The sequence below is a fragment of the Streptomyces sp. yr375 genome (assembly GCF_900110755.1).
Taxonomy (GTDB): Bacteria; Actinomycetota; Actinomycetes; order Streptomycetales; family Streptomycetaceae; genus Streptomyces.
In genome coordinates, this window is sequence record NZ_FOFF01000041.1 from 22,232 (window position 1) to 41,386 (window position 19,155).

20 protein-coding genes are annotated in these 19,155 nt (G+C 72.2%); 15 read left to right on the forward strand and 5 right to left on the reverse strand.

All coding sequences use genetic code 11. The features are described 5' to 3' along the window. Positions 1 to 10 precede the first annotated feature (10 nt). The 10 genes from BMZ82_RS29880 to BMZ82_RS29925 all read left to right on the forward strand — a co-directional run bounded on the left by BMZ82_RS29880 (position 11) and on the right by BMZ82_RS29925 (position 11,129). Positions 11 to 637 (forward strand): NUDIX domain-containing protein, encoded by a 627-nt coding sequence (locus tag BMZ82_RS29880; protein ID WP_093780519.1) that lies wholly within the window; start codon positions 11 to 13, stop codon positions 635 to 637. 200 nt (positions 638 to 837) lie between these two features. Beyond that, positions 838 to 2,979, forward strand: a complete 2,142-nt coding sequence (locus tag BMZ82_RS29885) for a tetratricopeptide repeat protein (RefSeq protein WP_093780520.1) — start codon at positions 838 to 840, stop codon at positions 2,977 to 2,979. Between the two features lie 139 nt (positions 2,980 to 3,118). Then, positions 3,119 to 4,243, forward strand: coding sequence for an alanine dehydrogenase (gene ald / locus BMZ82_RS29890; protein ID WP_177244720.1), 1,125 nt, complete (start codon positions 3,119 to 3,121; stop codon positions 4,241 to 4,243). 437 nt (positions 4,244 to 4,680) lie between these two features. After that, a complete protein-coding gene (locus BMZ82_RS29895; protein WP_093780521.1) occupies positions 4,681 to 5,817 on the forward strand; it encodes a ParA family protein in 1,137 nt (378 codons plus the stop codon). Beyond that, complete coding sequence (locus BMZ82_RS29900) at positions 5,802 to 6,389, forward strand: hypothetical protein (RefSeq protein ID WP_093780522.1); 588 nt, start codon at positions 5,802 to 5,804, stop codon at positions 6,387 to 6,389. The genes BMZ82_RS29895 and BMZ82_RS29900 overlap by 16 nt, the downstream gene beginning before the upstream one ends. Before the next feature lie 18 nt (positions 6,390 to 6,407). Next, positions 6,408 to 7,445, forward strand: a complete 1,038-nt coding sequence (locus tag BMZ82_RS29905) for a segregation and condensation protein A (protein WP_093780523.1) — start codon at positions 6,408 to 6,410, stop codon at positions 7,443 to 7,445. A 71-nt stretch (positions 7,446 to 7,516) separates the two neighbouring features. Continuing rightward, a complete protein-coding gene (scpB, locus tag BMZ82_RS29910) occupies positions 7,517 to 8,089 on the forward strand; it encodes an SMC-Scp complex subunit ScpB (RefSeq protein WP_256252184.1) in 573 nt (190 codons plus the stop codon). Continuing rightward, entirely contained in the window at positions 8,089 to 9,267 is a 1,179-nt protein-coding gene (locus tag BMZ82_RS29915; protein ID WP_093780525.1) for a pseudouridine synthase, read from the forward strand. Before scpB ends, BMZ82_RS29915 begins: the two co-directional genes overlap by 1 nt. A 105-nt stretch (positions 9,268 to 9,372) precedes the next feature. After that, positions 9,373 to 10,107: an NUDIX hydrolase gene (locus BMZ82_RS29920; RefSeq protein ID WP_093780558.1), complete on the forward strand. Its 735-nt coding sequence runs from the start codon at positions 9,373 to 9,375 to the stop codon at positions 10,105 to 10,107. After that, entirely contained in the window at positions 10,104 to 11,129 is a 1,026-nt protein-coding gene (locus BMZ82_RS29925; RefSeq protein WP_093780526.1) for an ADP-ribosylglycohydrolase family protein, read from the forward strand. The genes BMZ82_RS29920 and BMZ82_RS29925 overlap by 4 nt, the downstream gene beginning before the upstream one ends. A 43-nt stretch (positions 11,130 to 11,172) precedes the next feature. Here the strand turns inward: BMZ82_RS29925 and BMZ82_RS29930 are convergent, their stop codons facing one another. From BMZ82_RS29930 to BMZ82_RS29940, 3 genes are read right to left on the reverse strand one after another with little or no spacing between them, the layout of a single operon-like run. Beyond that, a complete protein-coding gene (locus tag BMZ82_RS29930) occupies positions 11,173 to 11,595 on the reverse strand; it encodes a Rieske (2Fe-2S) protein (RefSeq protein ID WP_093780527.1) in 423 nt (140 codons plus the stop codon). Then, a complete protein-coding gene (locus tag BMZ82_RS29935; RefSeq protein ID WP_093780528.1) occupies positions 11,592 to 12,176 on the reverse strand; it encodes a DUF6529 family protein in 585 nt (194 codons plus the stop codon). Before BMZ82_RS29935 ends, BMZ82_RS29930 begins: the two co-directional genes overlap by 4 nt. Before the next feature lie 31 nt (positions 12,177 to 12,207). After that, on the reverse strand, positions 12,208 to 12,867 hold the full coding sequence (locus BMZ82_RS29940; protein ID WP_093780529.1) for a hypothetical protein: 660 nt from the start codon (positions 12,865 to 12,867) through the stop codon (positions 12,208 to 12,210). A gap of 204 nt (positions 12,868 to 13,071) precedes the next feature. On the opposite strand from BMZ82_RS29940, the gene aroH reads away from it, so the two are divergent. From aroH to der, 5 genes are all read left to right on the forward strand, one after another. Continuing rightward, positions 13,072 to 13,434, forward strand: coding sequence for a chorismate mutase (gene aroH, locus BMZ82_RS29945; protein ID WP_093780530.1), 363 nt, complete (start codon positions 13,072 to 13,074; stop codon positions 13,432 to 13,434). Then, on the forward strand, positions 13,431 to 14,516 hold the full coding sequence (locus tag BMZ82_RS29950; protein ID WP_093780531.1) for a prephenate dehydrogenase: 1,086 nt from the start codon (positions 13,431 to 13,433) through the stop codon (positions 14,514 to 14,516). The genes aroH and BMZ82_RS29950 overlap by 4 nt, the downstream gene beginning before the upstream one ends. A 202-nt stretch (positions 14,517 to 14,718) precedes the next feature. Next, complete coding sequence (cmk, locus tag BMZ82_RS29955) at positions 14,719 to 15,405, forward strand: (d)CMP kinase (protein ID WP_093780532.1); 687 nt, start codon at positions 14,719 to 14,721, stop codon at positions 15,403 to 15,405. Continuing rightward, positions 15,402 to 16,055: a lysophospholipid acyltransferase family protein gene (locus BMZ82_RS29960; protein WP_177244721.1), complete on the forward strand. Its 654-nt coding sequence runs from the start codon at positions 15,402 to 15,404 to the stop codon at positions 16,053 to 16,055. The genes cmk and BMZ82_RS29960 overlap by 4 nt, the downstream gene beginning before the upstream one ends. A 131-nt stretch (positions 16,056 to 16,186) precedes the next feature. After that, positions 16,187 to 17,671 (forward strand): ribosome biogenesis GTPase Der, encoded by a 1,485-nt coding sequence (gene der / locus BMZ82_RS29965; RefSeq protein ID WP_093780533.1) that lies wholly within the window; start codon positions 16,187 to 16,189, stop codon positions 17,669 to 17,671. A gap of 70 nt (positions 17,672 to 17,741) precedes the next feature. Here the strand turns inward: der and BMZ82_RS29970 are convergent, their stop codons facing one another. After that, positions 17,742 to 18,161 (reverse strand): hypothetical protein, encoded by a 420-nt coding sequence (locus BMZ82_RS29970; RefSeq protein ID WP_093780534.1) that lies wholly within the window; start codon positions 18,159 to 18,161, stop codon positions 17,742 to 17,744. Positions 18,162 to 18,261: 100 nt separating this feature from the next. Further along, the gene (locus tag BMZ82_RS29975) at positions 18,262 to 19,044 is read right to left on the reverse strand and encodes a hypothetical protein (RefSeq protein ID WP_093780535.1); all 783 of its coding nucleotides are present in this window, start codon (positions 19,042 to 19,044) and stop codon (positions 18,262 to 18,264) included. Between the last annotated feature and the right edge of the window lie 111 nt (positions 19,045 to 19,155).

Sequence of the window (19,155 nt, forward strand, 5' to 3'; positions counted from 1 at the left end):
AAGGACAGGCATGACGATCAAGGACACCCCCGAGGCGTGGGAGATCCGGGCCACCGAGACCCCCTTCGTGGGCAACAAGACCTCGGTCCGCACCGACGACGTGGTCATGCCCGACGGCTCGGTGGTCCGCCGGGACTACCAGGTCCACCCCGGCTCGGTCGCCGTCCTCGCCCTCGACGACGCGGGCCGGGTGCTGCTCATCAAGCAGTACCGCCACCCCGTGCGGCAGAAGCTGTGGGAGATCCCGGCCGGCCTGCTCGACGTGCCCGGCGAGAACCCGCTGCACGCCGCCCAGCGCGAGCTGTACGAGGAGGCGCACGTCAAGGCCGAGGACTGGCGGGTGCTGACCGACGTGTACCCGACCGCGGGCGGCTGCGACGAGTCCGTGCGCGTCTTCCTGGCCCGCAACCTCTCCGAGGCCGACGGGGAGCGCTTCGCGGTGGAGGACGAGGAGGCCGACATGGAGCACGCGCGCGTGCCGGTCGACGAGCTGGTCCGGGGCGTGCTCGCGGGCGACGTGCACAGCAACTGCCTCGTCGTGGGCGTCCTTTCGCTGATCGCCGCGCGCGCCGGCGACGGACTCGACGCGCTGCGCCCGGCGGACGCGCCGTGGCCGGCCCGCCCGTTCGAGTCCTGAACGCGACAGGCTGGAACCGGCCAGATGCGAGTGCACCCGATCGTCGGCGGTGTGACGATCGGCTGATCCGATCGGGGGACGTCCCGGTCGTGCCCCGCCGTACTCCTCCCGGAACGTCGCAGAGCGTGAACTAGGCTCTGGAATCACCCGATCCGGAGTCCCGGCGGGCTTGCGTGTGCGGTGGGACGGGAGTGTGGCCCGTGACGGATCAGGCGGTGGACACAGGCGGCGTGCGGCTGTCGGGACACGCTGCGCCAGAGGGCCATTTCCTGGGCCGTACCCGGGAGTTGAAGGAACTGCGCGCCGACATCGAGCGTGCCGGGCTGGACACCATCTCCGGGAAGAAGGCCCCCCGCGCGCGCGTGCTGCTCATCGCGGGCCGGGCCGGCTCCGGGCGTACGGCGCTCGCCGAGGAGCTCGTCCGCCAGCTCGCCGACCGCTACCGGGACGGCGTGCTGCGCGCCCGCCTCGCCGAGCCCGACGGCACCCCCGTACCGGTCGAGCGCGCCGCCCGCACCCTGCTCGCCGCGCTGGACGTGCCGACCCCGCCCGGCGCCGACGAGGACGACCTCGCGGCCCTCCTGCGCGAGGCCCTCGCCGAACGGCGCGTGCTGCTCCTGCTCGACGACGCGGCCGGCGCCGAACAGGTCGACGCGCTCCTCCCGGACACCCCGGAGTGCCTGCTCGTCGCCGTCTCCGCCGGACCGCTCACCGGCATCGCGGACGTCCGCCCGTGCACCCTGGGCGGCCTGGACACCAAGTCCGCCCTCGACCTGCTGACCCGGTTCACCGGCTCGGTCCGCATCACCGTCGACCCGCGCTCCGCCGAGGGCCTCGTGGAGGCATGCCAGGGCCAGCCCGCCGCGCTGATCCTGGCGGGCGGCTGGCTCGCCGCCCGCCCCCAGGCGGCCGTCGCCGACCTCGCCAAGCAACTGCACGCCGAGGGCGACGAGGGCACCCCGCTCAGCCGCGTCTTCCGGCTCGTGCACGCCGCGCTGCCGGCCCCCGCCGCCCGGATACTGCGACTGCTGTGCCTCGCCCCGGCCGGCCTCGCCGACCCGCACACCGCCTCCGCGCTCGCCGGCTGCTCGGTGGGCGCCGCCCACACCACCCTGGACGACCTCACCGCCCTCGGCCTGCTGCGGGCCGTGGACTCCCCGCTGCCGCAGTACGAGGTCCCCGGCTGCCTGCACCCCCTGCTGCGCGCCGCCGCCGAGACCCACGACCGCCCGGCCGAGCTCCAGTTGGCCCGCGCTCGCATGCTGGAGCGGACCGTACGGCTGCTGCACTCCTGCCGGGCCATCACCGAGACCGACAACCCGCAGGCCCGCGAGAAGCTCCAGGGCCTGCCCCGCGCCCTGCGCTTCCCCACCCCGCGCGCCGCCGCCGACTGGCTGCGGGTGCGCCGTCCGGCGCTGCTCGCCTCGGCCCGCCTCGCGGTCGCCGACGGCGAGCTGGACACCCTGGCCCGCCGTCTGATGTCCCAGTTGGTCAGGGCGATGGTCGCGCACTTCGGCACCCAGGAGGCGGCGCCCGACCTGTACGGCGTCCACCAGCTCGTCCTGGACGTGGCCGAGCGCCGCGACCTGCCCCGCGAGAAGGCCGCCGCCCTGCTGAACCTGGCCGACGTGGACGCCAGGACCGGCCGCACGGCGGAGGCGCTGGTGCGCTACCGGGCCGCGCTGGACGCCGGACGCGCGGCGGGCGACCCGTACGCGATCGGCCGCGCGATGGAGTCCGTGGGCGGCGCGCATCTCGAGCTCGGGGACTACGACCGGGCCGCCGACTGGTTCGGCCGGGCCCTCGCCCAGCGCCTGGCCCGCGACGAGCGCGCGGACGCCGCCCGCCTCTACGGCCGTATCGCCACCGCGCACACCTACGCGGGCCGCTACGGCGACGCGCAGCGGGCCTGGCGGGCCGCGGCGGCCGGGCACCGCAAGAACGGCGATGTGGGCGCGCACGCCCGGGCGTTGAGCGAGCTGGCCCGGGTCCAGGAGTACGCGGGCCGCCCCGAGGAGTCGCTGCGGACCTGCCAGGAGGCGGTGGAGTGGGCCCGGCGCGCCGAGGACACGCGGCTGCAGGCCGCCGTGCAACTGCGGCTGGCCGACACCCTGGAGCGCCTCGGCGACCCGGTGGCGGCGGGCCTGCACCGGGGCGCGGCCGAGCGCATCCTGGGAGAGGAGCTCCCGGGTCTCCAGGGGCACGAGGGTCCCCCGGAACACCCGGGCCGTACGGGCCGTCCGGGGCATCCGCAACGCCCGGATCACCGCGATACAGAGCCGGAACGGCCGGAACACGGAGCTAACACCTGCGAAATCCGCAGTACATCCGCTGAAGATTGATGCAATGAAAGGCTAGACAGCGGGAACACCTTCATTAGACTGGCTCTGCCGCACGTTGTCCTGCGGTGTATCCGGACATGCCCCGTACCTCCAGGTATGTCTTCTTCGCTGTGCTCCCACACCCTCTGAGCCAAGGACCGTGATCGACGTGAAGGTCGGTATCCCCCGCGAGGTCAAGAACAACGAGTTCCGGGTGGCCATCACCCCCGCCGGCGTGCACGAGCTGGTGCGCCACGGCCATCAGGTCGTCGTCGAGCGAGGCGCCGGCGTCGGCTCGTCGATCCTGGACGCCGAGTACGTGGCCGCCGGTGCGCGGATCCTGGACACGGCCGACGAGGTGTGGGCCACCGCCGACCTCCTGCTGAAGGTCAAGGAGCCCATCGCCGAGGAGTACCACCGCCTCCGCAAGGACCAGACGCTCTTCACCTACCTGCACCTGGCCGCCTCCAAGGAGTGCACGGACGCCCTCATCGGGTCCGGCACCACGGCGATCGCCTACGAGACCGTCGAGCTGCCGAGCCGCGCGCTGCCGCTGCTCGCCCCGATGTCCGAGGTGGCCGGCCGGCTGGCCCCCCAGGTCGGCGCCTACCACCTGATGCGCGCCAACGGCGGCCGCGGTGTGCTGCCCGGCGGCGTCCCCGGCGTGCTGGCCGCCCGGGCGGTCGTCATCGGCGGCGGTGTCTCCGGCTGGAACGCGGCGCAGATCGCCATCGGCATGGGCTTCCACGTGACCCTGCTCGACCGGGACATCAACAAGCTCAAGGAAGCCGACAAGATCTTCGGCACCAAGATCCAGACGGTCGTCTCCAACGCCTTCGAGCTGGAGAAGGCGTGCCTGGAGGCCGACCTCGTGATCGGCGCCGTCCTCATCCCGGGCGCCAAGGCCCCGAAGCTGGTCACCAACGAGCTGGTGTCCCGGATGAAGCCGGGAAGTGTCCTTGTCGACATCGCGATCGACCAGGGCGGCTGCTTCGAGGACTCCCGTCCGACCACCCACGCCGAGCCGACCTTCGCGGTGCACGACTCGGTCTTCTACTGCGTCGCCAACATGCCCGGCGCGGTCCCCAACACCTCCACCTACGCGCTCACCAACGCCACGCTGCCCTACATCGTCGAACTGGCCGACCGCGGCTGGGTGGAGGCGCTGCGCCGCGATCCCGCGCTGGCCAAGGGCCTCAACACCCATGACGGCAAGGTCGTTTACCGCGAGGTCGCGGAGGCGCACGGCCTGGAGCACATCGAGCTGGCGGCCCTGCTCGGCTAGCCGTTCCGGCACCTCGTGGAGCACCCGTAGACCACCTCGTACGGCCAAGTCGGCGTTCCGCAAAAGGCGATACGTCAACACGGGTCGTCAACCTCGCGCACCCGGCCGGACCTTGCCCGACAAGGTCCGGCCGGATGTGTGTATGGTCACTTTGCGGCTCTCGGTCAACTCGCCTCGAACGTAACCCTTCGACCGATTCGTTCACCGGTGAAGCCTGCCGTGCGACGGCCGTACGCCCTTGACAGAGGGATGTTTCATTGCCGACACATCGGGCCGGGTCCGGCGGATTGTGTTGCTGCGGACGCCCGACACGCCATAGAGTCGCCAACCGTCGGCATGGTGCCACGCTGACCTTGTCTAGAAGTTTCCTGGTCACCAAGGAGGTAAGACGACTTGTGAATGAGTCGACATTTTCTCCCGGGGGTGGTCATCCAGGAATGCTTACGCGGGGCGCGGGTTCCGCGGGGCTCGAGGCTGTCGGCTCCGTCGCTGTCCGAACCTTCGCAGCCCATCAGAGCCAGACCAGCCCCCTACTGGCTCAGACAGCACCCCAGAGCATGGATGGCCATCACGTGAACGCCATGGCCGGCGACGGAAGTGGCGCGCCCCACAACCACTTCGCCGACTACGACGAACTGCCCGACGGGCATTTCTACGACCCCGATGCCGAGTACGAGCCGGACCCGGAGTACGCGGCCACGCTCGCGCCCGACGCGGCCCGACAGCGCCGTGAGCGCGTCGGTCCGACCGGACGCCCGCTGCCGTACTTCCCGATCCCGGGCCCGCTGACCCAGCACGGCCCCGCGACGATCATCGCGATGTGCAACCAGAAGGGCGGCGTGGGCAAGACCACGTCGACCATCAACCTGGGTGCCGCGCTCGCGGAGTACGGCCGCCGCGTGCTGCTCGTGGACTTCGACCCGCAGGGCGCGCTGTCGGTCGGTCTCGGCGTCAATCCGATGGAGCTCGACCTCACCGTCTACAACCTGCTCATGGAGCGGGGCATGGCGGCGGACGAGGTGCTCCTGAAGACGGCGGTCCCCAACATGGACCTGCTGCCCAGCAACATCGACCTGTCGGCGGCCGAGGTCCAGTTGGTCTCCGAGGTCGCGCGCGAGTCCACGCTCCAGCGTGCGCTCAAGCCGTTGCTGCCCGACTACGACTACATCGTCATCGACTGTCAGCCCTCGCTCGGTCTGCTCACGGTCAACGCCCTCACGGCGGCGCACAAGGTGATCGTGCCGCTGGAGTGCGAGTTCTTCGCCCTGCGAGGCGTGGCACTGCTGACCGAGACCATCGAGAAGGTCCAGGAGCGGCTGAACCCGGAGCTGGAGCTCGACGGGATCCTCGCCACGATGTACGACTCGCGCACCGTGCACAGCCGTGAGGTGCTCGCGCGGGTGGTCGAGGCGTTCGACGACCACGTCTACCACACGGTCATCGGGCGCACGGTCCGCTTCCCGGAGACCACGGTCGCCGGTGAGCCGATCACCACGTACGCCTCCAACTCAGTGGGCGCCGCCGCCTACCGTCAGCTCGCCAGGGAGGTGCTCGCCCGGTGTCCCGCCGAGTGAGTCTGCCGGGGGCCGACGAACTCTTCCGTACGACAGGGGGAATGGCGCTTCAGCCGTCCGCGGCCCGGCGCTCCGCCAATGGCGACGCCCGGGTGCCCGGGCCGGCCGGCGAGAGCGACGGCGCGGCGGCCGGCGGTGCGCAGGACGCGCCGCAGGCCGTGCCAGCCCAGGGCGGCGACGGCGAGGGCGCCGAGCACGCGGCGGCCGAGGCGGGTCAGACCGCCGCCGGGGAGTCCCGCACCAGGGGCGCCGTCGGGGAGCGCCCGGAGCGCCGTCAGGGCGTGCAGGAAGGTTCTGCCGCGGACGGCTCGGGCGAGGCCCCGTCGCGCAAGCGCGGCCGGGCCCCGTCCCGTCGGCCCAGCGGCCGGGAGCGGCACGACGAGAAGATCACTGTCTATGTCTCCGCCGAGGAGCTCATGGACCTGGAGCACGCCCGGCTGGTGCTCCGTGGCGAGCACGGGCTGGCGGTGGACCGGGGGCGCATCGTCCGCGAGGCGGTCGCCGTGGTCCTCGCCGACCTGGAGAGCCGCGGCGAGGCGAGCATCCTCGTACGACGACTGCGCGGGCGCTAGCGGTAGCCTGCGGGGGCCATGACCTCGAACGACGTCCCAGCCCCCGGCCCCGCCCCGGTCCCCGGCCCCGGCACGGCAGCCGGACGCCGGCGCGCGCTGGGGCGGGGGCCGGGGGCGGCACCCGATCCGCCGCCTCCGGAACCCGCCGGGGAAACCCTGGAGGACGTCCCTGAGAACATCCCCGGGGACATCCCTGCGAGTGTCCCTGAGGACGTCCCCGACGGTGTCTTCAAGGTGCGGCTCGCCAACTTCGAGGGCCCTTTCGATCTGCTGCTCCAGCTCATCTCCAAGCACAAGCTGGACGTCACCGAGGTCGCGCTGTCGAAGGTCACCGACGAGTTCATGGCGCACATCCGGGCGATGGGCCCGGACTGGGACCTCGACCAGACGACCGAGTTCCTGGTCGTGGCCGCCACGCTGCTCGATCTGAAGGCGGCCCGGCTGCTGCCCGCCGCCGAGATCGAGGACGAGGCCGACCTCGCGCTGCTGGAGGCCCGGGACCTGCTGTTCGCCCGGCTCCTCCAGTACCGGGCCTACAAGCAGGTCGCCGACGTCTTCACGCACCGGCTGGAGCGCGAGGCCCGCCGCTACCCCCGTACCGTCGGCCTCGAACCGCACCACGCCGAGCTGCTGCCCGAGGTGGTCATCAGCATCGGCGCGGAAGGCTTCGCGAGGCTCGCGGTCAAGGCGATGCAGCCCCGGGCCGCGCCGCAGGTGTACGTCGACCACATCCACGCGCCGCTGGTGAGCGTGCGGGAGCAGGCCGGGATCGTCGTCGCGCGGCTGCGGGAGCTGGGGGAGGCGAGCTTCCGGGTGCTCGTCCAGGACACCGACGACACCCTCACCGTCGTCGCCAGGTTCCTGGCGCTGCTGGAGCTGTACCGGGAGAAGGCCGTCGCGCTCGACCAGGAGACCGCGCTCGGGGAGCTGCTGGTGCGCTGGACCGGCGGGGACGGGGACGCGCAGCCGACGGTCACGGACGAGTTCGACCGGCCGCCCGAGCCGCCCGAGGAGCCCGAGCAGCCCGGGAAGTCCGGAGAGGAGAAGAACACGTGAGTGGCGTGCGTGGTGTGAGTGAGGAGAGCGTCGCCGGGCTCGATCTCAAGCCGGCGCTGGAGGCCGTCCTGATGGTCGTCGACGAGCCCGCGACCGAGGAGCACCTCGCGAAGATCCTCCAGCGGCCCCGCCGGCAGGTCGCCGGCGCGCTGCGCGAGCTGGCCGACGAGTACACCGCGCAGGGGCGCGGCTTCGAGCTCAGGCTCGTCGCGGGCGGCTGGCGGTTCTACACGCGGCCCGAGTACGCGGCGGCCGTCGAGGGCTTCGTCCTGGACGGGCAGCAGGCCCGGCTCACCCAGGCGGCGCTGGAGACCCTGGCGGTCGTCGCGTACCGCCAGCCGGTCAGCCGCAGCAGGGTCTCCGTGGTGCGCGGAGTCAACTGTGACGGTGTCATGCGCACGCTGCTCCAGCGGGGTCTGGTCGAGGAGGCGGGCGCGGAACCCGAAACAGGTGCGATCCTGTACAGGACGACGAACTACTTTCTGGAGCGGATGGGCCTGCGCGGCCTGGACGAGCTCCCGGAGCTCGCGCCCTTTCTCCCCGAGGCGGAGGCGATCGAGGCCGAGACGCTGGAAGGGGTCCCGTCGTTCGATCCGGACGCACCGGACGCAGATGCAGACGACACGACGACGACGGAACTTTGATGCGAAGCAGTGGCAGTGGTAGCGGCAGTGGCAGGAACAGCGGGCGCGGCAAGCCCCGGGGAACCGGTGGGGGCGCTGGCCCCCGCGGGACCGGCGGTGGCGGCAACTCCCGCGGGACCGGTGCCGGCGGCAACTCCCGTGGGAGCGGCTCCCAGCCGACGGGCGGGGGCGGGCGCGACCGCGACGACAGGCCGAAGCGCGCCGGCAAGCCCCGTCCCGAGGAGCGCCGCTACGACGTAGGGCCGGGCGGGAACCACGAGGGCCCCAAGTCCGGGCGCGGCGCTTCCGCGCGCGGCGGCGCCAAGGGCGGGCCCAAGCAGAGCCAGGGCACCGGCCGCGGCCGTTCGGTTCCGGCGACCTCCCGTGAGTACGAGGCGCGGGCCGAGGAGCGCAACCGCGAGCGGTACGCGGGCAAGAAGGACGTCAAGCTGCCCAGGACCTTCCCGGGCGCGGAGCAGGAGGGCGAGCGGCTGCAGAAGATCCTCGCGCGCGCGGGCTACGGCTCCCGGCGGTCCTGCGAGGAGCTGATCGAGCAGGCGCGGGTCGAGGTCAACGGCGAGATCGTGCTCGAGCAGGGCAAGCGCGTCGACCCGGAGACGGACGAGGTCAAGGTCGACGGTCTGACCGTCGCGACCCAGTCGTACCAGTTCTTCTCGCTGAACAAGCCGGCCGGTGTCGTCTCCACGATGGAGGACAACGAGGGCCGGCAGTGCCTCGGCGACTACGTGACCAACCGTGAGACGCGGCTGTTCCACGTGGGCCGGCTCGACACCGAGACCGAGGGCGTCATCCTGCTCACCAACCACGGCGAGCTGGCGCACCGGCTGACCCACCCCAAGTACGGCGTGAAGAAGGTCTACCTCGCGCACATCGTGGGCCCGATCCCGCGCGACCTGGGCAAGCAGCTCAAGGACGGCATCCAGTTGGAGGACGGGTACGCGAAGGCGGACCACTTCCGGGTCGTCGAGCAGACCGGCAAGAACTACCTGGTCGAGGTCACCCTGCACGAGGGCCGCAAGCACATCGTGCGCCGGATGCTGGCCGAGGCCGGCTTCCCGGTCGACAAGCTGGTGCGCGTCTCCTTCGGCCCGATCACCCTGGGCGACCAGAAGTCGGGCTGGCTGCGCCGCCTGTCCAACACCGAGGTCGGCATGCTGATGCAGGAAGTCGACCTCTAGGGATGCGGGATTCCTGATCTTTAGGGATTCCTGAGGATCCGAGGGCTTGTGCGCGACGCACCCCCTTTTTATAGTCGTGATGACTATAAAGAGGGGGTGTTCGTCATGTGGGGCCACGGCAACGACGCCTACGACAAGCATGCCTACGAGCCCTTCGCCGTCACCGTCGACCTCGCCGTCCTCACGCTGCGCGCGGGCGCCCTGCACGTGCTGCTCATCGAGCGCGGCCACGAGCCGTACGCCGGACACTGGGCGCTGCCCGGGGGCTTCGTCCTGCCGGACGAGTCCGCGGAGACGGCCGCCCGGCGCGAACTCGCCGAGGAGACCGGCCTGAAGGACGTCTCCGGGCTCCACCTGGAGCAGTTGCGCACCTACAGCGAGCCCGACCGCGACCCCCGGATGCGGGTCGTGTCCGTCGCCTTCGCCGCCCTGCTGCCCGACGCCCCCGAGCCGACCGGCGGCGGCGACGTGGCGCAGGCGCGCTGGCTGCCGTACGACGGGGTCGAGCCGCTCGCCTTCGACCACGACCGGATCCTGGCCGACGCCCACGACCGGGTCGGCGCCAAGTTCGAGCGCACCGGCCTCGCGACCGCGTTCTGCCCGCCGGAGTTCACCCTCGGGGAGCTCCAGCAGGTCTACGAGTCGGTGTGGGGGACCGCGCTCGACCGCCCCAACTTCCGGCGCAAGGTGCTCGCCACCCCCGGCTTCGTCGAACCCGTGCCCGGCGCCGCCCGGCTGACCGGCGGCCGCGGCAAACCCGCCGCCCTCTACCGCGCGGGCACCGCCACCACACTCCACCCGCCCCTGCTGCGACCGCCCCCGGAAGGACGCCCCGCATGACCACCTCGACCACCGCCGTCCGCAAGCGCGCCACCGGCTCCCTGCTGGGGCTCGCGCTGGGGGACGCGCTCGGGTTTCCGACCGAGTTCAACGACGTCCCGTCGATCCTCGCCAAGTGCGGGCCGTGGCGCGAGATGGAACTGCCCACGCGCGCCTTCGTCTCCGACGACACGCAGATGACCCTCGCGGTGGGGCGGGCCATGCGCACCGCCATGGACCGGGGGCTGCTCACCCCCGAGGGCATGGCGCAGCCGCTGCGCAAGGAGTTCGTCGACTGGAACCGCTCGCCCGACAACAACCGGGCCCCGGGCCAGACCTGCCTGACCGCCTGCGACCTCCTCGAGGACGACAAACGCCGGTGGCAGGACGCCAGCCAGATCGGCTCCAAGGGCTGCGGCGCCAACATGCGCGTCGCGCCGCTGGGCCTCGCCCCCGGGCTCAGCGACGAGCAGCGCGCCGGGGCCGCCCAGCTCCAGTCCGCCCTCACCCACGGCCACCCCACCGCGCTCGCCGCCTCCGACCTCACCGCCCACGCCGTACGGCTGCTCACCCAGGGCGCCGACCCGGCCGCGCTGGTCGGGCTGCTGCGCACGTACGCCCTCGACAACCGCACCCACTACCACCACCGCTGGCTCGGCGACCTGTGGACCGGCAGCCAGGACCCCGACCCGGAGCACTTCATGGCGCGCGGCTGGGACGACTGCCTGGGCGTGCTGGACCGGCTCGAGGAGGCGCTGCGCGACCCGTCGCCCGAGACCGACCCGTGCCTGGCGACGGGGGCGGGGTGGATCGCCGAGGAGGCCATGGCCTCCGGCCTGCTGTGCTTCCTGCTCTTCCCCGACGAACCGGTGACCGTGCTGCGCCGGGCCGCCTGCTCGTCGGGGGACTCCGACTCCATCGCCTGTCTGGCGGGCGCGTTCGCGGGCGCGTACGCCGGGGCGGACGCCTGGCCGACCGCGTGGGCCGACCGGATCGAGTACCAGGGGGAACTGGTGACGCTCGGGGCGCTCTGGGACCAGTGAGCCGCTGATCCGTCGGGGTCGGCACATCGGTGACGGGGGCGGCTCAGGTCAGTTTGATCGTGCTGCCCTCGACGGTGATCTGCTTCGCGGGCAGCGGCTTGGGCGCCGGGCCGTGGGCCACCGAGCCGTCGGCGATGTGGTACTTGCTGCCGTGGCAGGGGCAGTCGATGGTGCCGTCGGCGACGCTGCCGACCGTGCAGCCCAGGTGCGTGCAGATCGCCGAGAACGCCTTGAAGTCGTCCTTGGTCGGCTGGGTGACGACGACCTTCTCGGCCCCGAAGATCTTGCCTCCGCCCAAGGGGATGTCGGTCGTCTTCGCCAGCTCCTGGCCGGCCGCGGCCGACTTCTCGGACGAGGACGAGGACGACGAGTTGTTGTCGCCGTAGTTGCTGCAGGCCGCCGTGAGCGCCGCTGCCGCGCCGCCCGTCGCCAGGAGAACCGTGCGCCGTGTCGCGGGGAGAGTCATGTCGTCACTCCGAAAGTGCGGAAGAACCAGAAGGCCGAGGTCAGCCAGATGATCGTGAGCGTGGCGAAGACGAGTCCGCCGACGATCGGCAGCAGCCAGCCGGGGAGTCGCTCCGAGCGGAGCAGCAGCATCTTGGCACTGAAGGCGCCGAAGAAGAAGCAACCCAGGACGGAGTGCCACAAAACACGCGTTTCATATGTCTGATAGCCAAGCGCGTACAGGCAGTGCACCGCAACCGGGACGGCGATCAGAAACGCCGCGCGGCCCGACCAGCGGTGCAGCGTGCCCGACCAGGCGGGGCCCGGCAGCTTCCCGTAGAGCATCAGCGCCGAGACGACCTGGACCAGGGCGAAGAAGATCGCGGCCGTCGCCAGCCACGACTTCACCGCGCCCGTACTGCTGAAGCCGGCCAGGTTGAACGCCGTCCCGGCCGGGTCGTGGACCTTGCCGTACGCGCCGAGGGCGACGGCGACCGCGGCGGCGACGAGCGCCGGGACCAGGTAGCGGGCGGGGTGCGGGCCGCGCCGCGCGGGCTCGGGGGCGGGGAAACCCTGGGTGGCGGCGTTCGGGTCCACGGTCATGACAGCTCCCTGCTCGAAGGGGGTCAGGGGGTCAGGGGGTTGCGGGGCGGGCGGTGAGCTGCTGTCCGTCGACCGTCACCGCGCCGGTGGCCGGGTCGATGCGGGGTGCGGGGGAGGGCTCGCCGTCGCGGGTGACGATGCCGACCTGGGTGCCGTCCTTCAGGACGATCCAGCCGGCGTCGATCTTCGCGGAGCGCACGGTGGCCGTCGCCCGCCACAGCCCGGACGGCTTCGTCGCCCGGTCCGCGGTGAACGCGTGGTGGCCGCCGCCGACGTCGACCGTGCCGTCGATCCGCTTGCCGTCCCGCAGCGTGCCGTCCAGCTTCGCGCCGTTCTTCCCGGTGAGCTTCAGCGTGCCGTCGCCGCGCACGTCGCCCTTGAGCCAGGACTCCCGGGTGTGGCCGTCGCAGAAGTACGCGATCGCCCTGCCGTCACGGACGGAGACGGCGATCGCCGCCGCGTCGTCGGCGGTACGACCGGCGTAGTCGGCGTCCGTGGCCGTGGCCGGGGTGCGGGAGGGGGTGGACGTGGGTGCGGGGGAGGTGGTGGTCGGGCTCGGTGACTTCTCCTGCTGCTTCTCCTGCTGGGTGGACGAGACGGTCTTCGTCCCCGTCGTCACGTTGAGCGTCAGCAGGAACAGGCCGAGCACCAGTCCCGCCAGAAGGGTGAGCAGGGGTCCTGGACGCTTCATGCCGGGCCTTCCCCGATGCGGGTGTCCTGCCGTCAGAGTGCCATGAGAGCGCAGGCCGCACCCGCCGTAAAGGGCGTACGGGCGCACTCCGTCTCGGCACGCGGGCGGCGCGCACCGGACCGCCGCGGGCTGACTACGCTTGATGCGTCATTGCATCGCAGCACATGCATCACCTGCATCACCAGATCAGCGAGGAGCAGCGCCGTGGCGGTACGAGCGGTCCGGGGAGCCGTCCAACTGGAGCGGGACGAGGCCGGGCACATGGACGAGCAGGTCGGGGCCCTGCTCACCGCCGTCCTGGAACGGAACTCCCTCAGCGCCGACGACCTGATCAGCATCTGGTTCACGGCCACGCCCGACCTGCACAGCGACTTCCCGGCGGCCGCCGCGCGCAAGCTGGGCATCGTCGACGTGCCGTTGATCTGCGCCCAGGAACTCGACATCGAGGGCGCCATGCCGCGCGTCGTCCGCATCCTGGCGCACGTCGAGTCCGACCGGCCGCGCGCCGAGATCAGCCACGTCTACCTCGGCACCGCCGCCGCCCTGCGCAAGGACATCGCCCAGTGAGGACCGCGCTCGTCATCGGAACCGGGCTGATCGGCACGTCCGCCGCGCTGGCCCTCGCCCAGCGGGGCGTCGTCGTCCACCTCGCCGACCACGACCCCGGGCAGGCCCGGACGGCCGCCGCGCTCGGCGCCGGCACCGACGAGGCGCCCGAGGGCCCGGTCGACCTCGCGATCGTCGCCGCCCCGCCCGCCCACGTGGCCGGGGTGCTCGCCGACGCGATGCGCCGGGGGGCGGCCCGCGGCTACCTCGACGTGGCCAGCGTCAAGGGCGGGCCGCGCCGAGAGCTGGAGGCGCTCGGCCTCGACCTGTCGGCGTACATCGGCACGCACCCCATGTCGGGGCGGGAGAAGTCCGGGCCGCTGGCCGCGACCGGTGATCTGTTCGAAGGGCGACCCTGGGTCCTCACGCCGACCCGGGACACCGACACCGAGGTGCTGAACCTCGCCCTGGAGCTGGTCTCGCACTGCCGGGCCGTCCCGGTGGTCATGGACGCCGACGCCCACGACCGCGCGGTGGCGCTCGTCTCCCACATGCCCCACCTGGTGTCCAGCATGGTCGCCGCGCGCCTGGAGCACGCCGAGGAGGCCGCCGTACGGCTGTGCGGGCAGGGCATCCGGGACGTCACCCGGATCGCCGCCTCCGAGCCCGCGATGTGGATCGACATCCTGTCCGCGAACCCCGGGCCGGTCGCCGACCTGCTCACCGACGTCGCCGCCGACCTGGCGGAGACGGTGCAGGCGCTGCGCGCCCTGCAGTCCTCCGACGACGCCAAGCGCGACGAGGGCGTCGGCGGCATCCAGGACGTCCTGCGCCGCGGCAACGCGGGCCAGGTGCGGGTGCCCGGCAAGCACGGGGCCGCGCCGCGGGTGTACGAGGTGGTCGCCGTGCTGATCGACGACCAGCCGGGGCAGTTGGCCCGGATCTTCGCGGACGCGGGGCAGGCGGGGGTCAACATCGAGGACGTCCGCATCGAGCATGCGACGGGGCAGCAGGCGGGGCTGGTGCAGTTGTGGGTCGAGCCGAAGTCCGCGGTGGTTCTTTCTTCGGCGTTGCGTGAGCGAGGGTGGAGTATCCGGCAGTAGGCACCCGGTGTTGGTGTGGGCGTCGCTGGGGGCTGCCGCCCCCAGGCCCCCGCTTCGGCCCTTAAGGGGCCTCGTCCTCAAGCGCCGGACGGGCTGGTTGATGCGCACCTCGGCCGGAAGGGTGACTGGTGCCCGGTAACCTTGTGCGGGGCACGATCGTGTCCCGTGCATCCACCGCCTCGCACCAGGAAGGTGTCCCCCCGTGGAAAACGGCGCCACCCAGCCCGTGATCGTCGCCATCGACGGCCCCTCCGGCACGGGCAAGTCGAGCACGTCCAAGGCCGTGGCCGCCCAGCTCGGGCTGAGCTACCTGGACACCGGTGCCCAGTACCGGGCGATCACGTGGTGGATGGTGAGCAACGGGATCGACGTCGAGGACCCCTCGGCGATCGCCGCCGTCGCCGGCAAGCCGGAGATCCTGTCCGGCACCGACCCGGCCGCGCCGACCATCGAGGTCGACGGCTTCGACGTGGCCGGCCCGATCCGCACCCAGGACGTCACCTCCAAGGTCAGCGCCGTGAGCGCCGTACCGGAGGTGCGGGCCCGGATCACCGAGCTGCAGCGCGCGCTGGCGGCCTCCGCCGAGCGGGGCATCGTCGTCGAGGGGCGCGACATCGGTACGACCGTGCTGCCCGACGCCGATCTGAAGATCTTCCTCACCGCCTCGCCGGAGGCCCGCGCCGCCCGCCGCAGCGGTGAGCTGAAGGGCGCCGACGTGCACAGCACCCGCGAGGCGCTGATCAAGCGGGACGCGGCCGACTCCTCCCGCAAGACCTCACCGCTCGCCAAGGCGGACGACGCCGTCGAGGTGGACACCACCGAGCTGACGCTGACCCAGGTCATCGAGTGCGTCGTCACCCTCGTCGAGGAGAAGCGGGCCGTGCGGTGAGCCTTGCGTCCGTGCCCTCCGAGCGGGGCGCCGAGGTCGGGCGGCGGATCGGCGTCGGCCTGATGTACGGGCTGTGGCGGCCACGCGTGCTGGGCGCCTGGAAGGTGCCCGCGAGCGGCCCGGTGATCTTCGCCGTCAACCACTCCCACAACGTCGACGGCCCGATGGTCATCGGCGTCGCGCCCCGGGCCTCGCACTTCCTGGTCAAGAAGGAAGCGTTCATCGGCCCGCTCGGCCGGTTCATGACCCGCGTCGGCCAGATCGAGGTCGACCGGGGCACCGCCGACCGCACGGCCATCACCCGCGCGCTGGGCGTGCTGGAGAACGGCGGGGTCCTGGGCATCTTCCCGGAGGGCAGCCGGGGCGAGGGCGACTTCGCCGCCCTGCGCGCCGGGCTCGCCTACTTCGCCGTCCGCAGCGGGGCGCCGATCGTGCCCGTCGCCGTGCTGGGAAGTTCCGAGAAGCGCGGACGGTTGATAAAGGCGCTGCCGCCGCTGCGCTCCCGCGTCGATGTCGTCTTCGGCGACCCGTTCGAGGCGGGCGACGGCAGCGGACGCCGTACCCGCAAGGCACTGGACGAGGCGACCGAACGCATCCAGAAGCATCTGGCCGCCCACCTGGAAAACGCCAGGCGCCTCACCGGGCGCTGAGCGACACTGAAAACCGACTTGACCGACTTGACCGAGTAAAACCGGTAAACCGAATAACCGAGTAGTGGATCAACCCGGACGGATCGGGTGCTCCACCGATCACCACGAATGAACGACGAGGGACGCACTTCATGAACGACCACACCCAGCCCGACGGCTCGGACGGCTTCGAGCACGATCACGGGGCGCTCGGCGACGCCGAGTACGCGGAGTTCATGGAGCTCGCCGCCGTCGAGGGCTTCGACATCGAGGACGTCGAGGGGGCGATCGAGGCCGCCGGGCACGGGCCGCTGCCGGTCCTCGCCATCATCGGCCGCCCGAACGTCGGCAAGTCGACGCTCGTCAACCGGATCATCGGGCGGCGCGAGGCGGTCGTCGAGGACAAGCCCGGCGTCACCCGCGACCGTGTCACCTACGAGGCCGAGTGGGCGGGCCGCCGCTTCAAGGTCGTCGACACCGGCGGCTGGGAGCAGGACGTCCTCGGCATCGACGCCTCCGTGGCCGCGCAGGCCGAGTACGCGATCGAGGCGGCCGACGCCGTCGTCTTCGTCGTGGACGCCAAGGTCGGCGCCACCGACACCGACGAGGCGGTCGTCCGGCTGCTGCGCAAGGCCGGCAAGCCCGTCGTGCTCGCCGCCAACAAGGTCGACGGCCAGAGCGGCGAGGCCGACGCGTCCTACCTGTGGTCCCTGGGCCTGGGCGAGCCGCACCCGATCTCCGCGCTGCACGGCCGCGGCACCGGCGACATGCTGGACGCCGTCCTGGAGGCGCTGCCCGAGGCGCCCGAGCAGACCTTCGGCACCGCCGTCGGCGGTCCGCGCCGTGTCGCGCTCATCGGCCGCCCGAACGTCGGCAAGTCCTCGCTGCTGAACAAGGTGGCGGGCGAGGAGCGCGTCGTCGTCAACGAGATGGCGGGCACCACCCGTGACCCGGTCGACGAGCTGATCGAACTCGGCGGCATCACCTGGAAGTTCGTCGACACGGCGGGCATCCGCAAGCGCGTCCACCTCCAGCAGGGCGCCGACTACTACGCCTCGCTGCGCACCGCGGCCGCCGTCGAGAAGGCCGAGGTGGCGGTCATCCTGATCGACGCCTCCGAGTCCATCTCGGTCCAGGACCAGCGGATCGTCACCATGGCCGTCGACGCGGGCCGTGCGATCGTCCTCGCCTTCAACAAGTGGGACACCCTCGACGAGGAGCGCCGCTACTACCTGGAGCGCGAGATCGAGACCGAGCTCGCCCAGGTCGCGTGGGCGCCCCGGGTGAACGTCTCGGCGCGCACCGGCCGGCACATGGAGAAGCTGGTTCCGGGCATCGAGACCGCCCTCGCCGGCTGGGAGACCCGCGTCCCCACGGGCCGCCTCAACGCCTTCCTCGGCGAGCTGGTGGCGGCCCACCCGCACCCGGTCCGCGGCGGCAAGCAGCCCCGCATCCTCTTCGGCACCCAGGCCGGCACCAAGCCCCCGCGCTTCGTGCTGTTCGCCTCCGGGTTCATCGAGGCGGGCTACCGGCGCTTCATCGAGCGCCGGCTGCGCGAGGAGTTCGGCTTCGACGGGACCCCGATCCACATCTCGGTGCGGGTGCGCGAGAAGCGCGGCGCCAACAAGAAGAAGTAGCAGCAGAAGCGGAACGAGCGGTCACATGGTTGAGGGCGGCACCCGTGACGGGTGCCGCCCTCAACCATGATCAGAAGGTCCTGCGGGGCGCCGGCGGGAGCGCCGCGGGGAGTGCCGCCGGGATGTGGTGCATCGCGGTGGGCGGGTGCGGCTGGCCGAGCTGCCCGACCCGCTGCCACTGGGACTGCTGCCCGATCCCGTGCCGCGCGCTCTGCGCGCCCGCGCTGTAGGCGCTGTAGGAGCTGCTGAACGATCCCGGGCGGGGCGGCGCGCACGAGCCCGTGCTGTGCGGGATGTTCCCGAAGGCGGTGAACCCCAGGTCGTCCTCGCCGCTGCGGTCGCCCGGCAGCGAGCGGAACGTCTTGACGTACTCGGAGTAGAGCGCGTCGTAGATCGGCGTGGCCGATGGGCCGCCCTGGGAGTCCTGGGCCGGTCGCGCGGACGGGATCGACTGGTAGGACGGGCGGCGGGGAACGTCGTAGGTGTGCACGTATGTCCAAACGACGCGGTACGGGAAGGGATGCGGTTGTGCGGCGCGCGCGCAGGGGCGCGGGGCCGCACCTGCGTGCGGCCCCGCGCCGTGCGTGGACTCAGGTGCCGGCGAGCGGCAGTGCCGCGCCCACCAACTGCCCGTTCGCCGCGGACTTGTCGAGCGCGTCCCGCAGCAGGTCCTCCCGGGGCTGGCGGCCGATCGAGCCCACCGGCGCCGCGAACATCAGGACCTGCTGGTGCTTGTTGGCGGCGGCCCGCCAGCCCTCCGTCACCTGCAACGGCTGATGCGCCTGCCACCAGGCGACCGGCTGCCCGCCGTTGGCCGACGGCTGCAGTACGGCGTGTAGTTGGCCCATCGCGAGCAGTACGGACCAGCCGTGCTGCACCGGCGGGACCTCGGTGAGCTGGCTCAGCGGCATGAAGCCCTGCTCGATGAGGAGGGGCAGGAAGTCGTCGCCGGCGCCGGTGGTGCCGGGCCGCACGATGGGCGCGGTCGGCTCGACGACCAGGGCCGGGTGCAACTCTCCGGCGATCAGGACGAGTCCGCTGGTCACGCCGAGCACGGCCTGCTCGGGGATGACCTTGGCGGGGTCCAGGTCGACGGTGTCGCCGCTGATGGAGCGGACCGCGCCCTGGAGTTGCTCCTCGGTGACCTGGACGACCTGCGAGGGCAGGCAGGTGGAGTGGGCGAAGGCGAGGACGGCGGTCTCGTCGCCGATGAACAGGACGGTGCTGGTGCGTTCGTTCTCGGAGTCGCCCGGGGTGCGGCAGGACGTGCAGTCGTAACTGCCCGGGGCGTTGTCTCCGGCGAGCAGCCGGTCGGCTTCTTCGTCGCCGATCTCGGCGCGTACCTCGTCGCTGACGTCGAGCATGCGCGGCACGGGTGACTCCCTCGGATGCGGTGCTTGGGCGAGGCCGGGGTGGGCTCCGGCTCGTGGTCCGGGTGGGTCCCCGGCTCATGAAGAAGACAACGGGCGAGCTGTGGCGGGAGT